The 2427-nt window shown below is 69.8% G+C and carries 3 protein-coding genes; 2 read left to right on the plus strand and 1 reads right to left on the minus strand.

Annotation, left to right across the window (positions count from 1 at the left end):
- A partial coding sequence (locus tag WA805_RS21505; protein ID WP_425243228.1) for a S1C family serine protease occupies positions 1-642 on the plus strand: 642 nt, incomplete at its 5' end.
- Here WA805_RS21505 and WA805_RS21510 read toward each other — a convergent pair.
- Positions 608-1183 (minus strand): hypothetical protein, encoded by a 576-nt coding sequence (locus tag WA805_RS21510; protein ID WP_425243229.1) that lies wholly within the window; start codon positions 1181-1183, stop codon positions 608-610. The genes WA805_RS21505 and WA805_RS21510 overlap by 35 nt on opposite strands.
- 239 nt (positions 1184-1422) lie before the next feature.
- Between WA805_RS21510 and ssb the strand changes: the two genes are divergently transcribed.
- Positions 1423-2043, plus strand: coding sequence for a single-stranded DNA-binding protein (ssb, locus tag WA805_RS21515; RefSeq protein WP_425243230.1), 621 nt, complete (start codon positions 1423-1425; stop codon positions 2041-2043).
- The last annotated feature ends 384 nt before the right edge of the window (positions 2044-2427 follow it).

Raw genomic sequence — 2427 nt, forward strand, 5'->3', positions numbered from 1 at the left:
CCCCCGCCCGCCGTCCTCGGCGAGGCCGACAGCCTCGTGGTCGGGCAGCTGGTCGTCGCGGTCGGCAACCCGCTCGGGCTGGCCGGCTCGGTCACCGCGGGCGTGGTCAGCGCCCTCGGCCGGTCGATGCCGGCCGGGCAGCAGCGGATTATCGAGGACGTGATCCAGACCGACGCCGCGCTCAACCCCGGCAATTCCGGCGGCGCGCTCGCCGACTCCCGCGCCCGGGTGGTCGGCATCAACACCGCGGTGGCCGGCGTCGGGCTCGGGCTCGCGGTCCCGATCAACGACACCACCAGGCGGATCGTGTCGGCGCTGATGCATGACGGGCGGGTGCGGCGCGCCTACCTCGGCATCGCGGTGGCGCCCGCGCCGGTCGCGCCGGTATGGCGATCGCGCCTCGGCAACCGCTCCACCGGTCTCCGGGTGGCGTCGGTGGTGGCCGGCGGCCCCGCCGACCGGGCCGGGCTGCGGACGGGCGACCTGCTGCTGACCGCCGACGGTCACGAGGTCGCGACCGCGCAGGACCTGCAGCGGCTGATGTTCGCCGAGGCGATCGGGCGGCGGCTGGGCATCACGGTGATGCGCAACGGCGCGCTCGTCGACGTCATCGCCGAGCCCTCGGAACTCGTCGCGGCCTGACCGCGGCCGCACCGGCCTCGGACCGCGCGTTGTCGAGGAACCGGGCGATGTCGCGGCGGCTGGCGAGCCTGATGAACCGGAGGTGAGCGCTGGCCGGGTCGGCCGCCGCGGCGGCGTACTTGGCGTGATCCGGCGCGTGCTTGTGCCACGCCCAGGAGATGACGGACTGCTCGGGGTTCCAGGTGAGGAAGTTCCGCCAGCGCTCGCGGTTGCCGTTCCACAGTTCCCTGCGCAGCGCGACCCGGCGCAGCGTCCGCCAGACGACCTGCCGCATCACCGTGCGTTTCGGCAGGTCGAGCCAGACGACGGTGTCCGCGCGGGCCCAGACCAGGTCCCTGACCCTGCCGTAGTTGCCGTCGATCACCCAGCCGCCGGCGGCCGCGCGTGCCGCGATGATCCGGCGGAACTCGCCGGTCGGCAGCGGCGCCCAGCCGGGCTGGTGATGCACGGCGTCCAGTTCCAGGTGCGGCACGCCCAGGATTTCCGCCAGCTCCCTCGCCAGCGTCGACTTGCCGGACCCTGAGGTGCCGACCACTGACACCCGTCGCACGATCGCGGAACGTAACACGGCGCGGCGCCCGGGCGCCACTCGTTATTCGCGGGCAGGCAGTGTGCCGCATTGGCGGCAAGATCGCAAGTCGTTGTCCACAGGGTGTGGACAAATCGGACATGATATCCACAGGCGGGCAAATCGCTCTTACGTGGGCTTCCGCTGCGGGGCACGGTGATAGCGCACGCCCGGCAGCGAGTGCCGGCACGGCTACTAAGAGGAGCATGGAGATGAGCCAGGACAACACGATCACCGTGCGGGGGTACGTGACGGCGGAGCCGAAGATGTGGCAGCGGACCCCGGAGCAGGCGCCGGTCGCCACCATCCGGGTGGGCTCGACGCCCCGCAAGCTGAACCGGGAGACGGGGGAGTGGCAGGACGGCGAGACGTCGTACTACAGCGTGAAGTGCTGGCGGAAGCTCGCCGAGAACGTGCACGGCTCGCTGCGCAAGGGGGACATGGTCATCGTTCGTGGCAAGGTCTTCACCCGGAGCTGGCTGGACGACCAGCAGCGGGTCCGGATGGAGGTGCAGATCGAGGCGGACTCGGTGGGGCATGACCTGGCGTTCGGGTGGTCGCGCTTCAACAGGGGAGTGCATACTCCGCCCAGCGTCCTTGAGGGCCTCGCGAACGGGGAAGCGGTTCGTCACGGCATGGCGCCGGACCCGGACCTGCCCGGCGACGGCGACGCCCCGTTCGCGGAGGGCCAGTTCGCGGAGGATCAGTTCAACGAGGACGAAGTGTCCAGCGACGGCGGCGCCGGCGACCCGCTTTCGGCGCAAGACAACCAGGCGTTCGCCTCGCTGACAAGCGACCTCGACCAGCCAGCGGAAGCCGCGACGCCGTTCTGACCGGGTACCAGGGGCACGGGTGCCGTCCGCAGCGGCCGCGACGCCGTCGACGTAACTCAGCGTTGGCTCTGCGTTGCCGCTGCGGATGCCGCGCCTGACGCAAGCCACTGACCGCGAGCCTCTAGGCTGGGTGGCATGCCGGAGTTTGTCTAGCCTTCAGCCGCAACCCGCCGCAAAACGGCTAAATACGTCATAACTGCCGATCAGATATACAAGTCGAACATATTGGCGTTATTCAATCGGCGCGAGTTTTGTCTCGTTTGGGCGGTTGTGGCTGCTAGGAACCCTGACTTTCACATGACTGGCGGGGAAGGGGCGGACCGTCCGCATGTGCGTGATCTACCTGGATCTCAACGTTCCCGTTGAGATCCAGGAAGCCTGAGC

This window comes from Trebonia sp. (assembly GCF_049794275.1).
GTDB lineage: Bacteria > Actinomycetota > Actinomycetes > Streptosporangiales > Streptosporangiaceae > Trebonia.

Coding starts and splice junctions, on each gene's coding strand:
- ssb (WP_425243230.1), top strand. CDS start 1,423: ATGAGCCAGGACAACACGATCACCGTGCGGGGGTACGTGACGGCGGAG.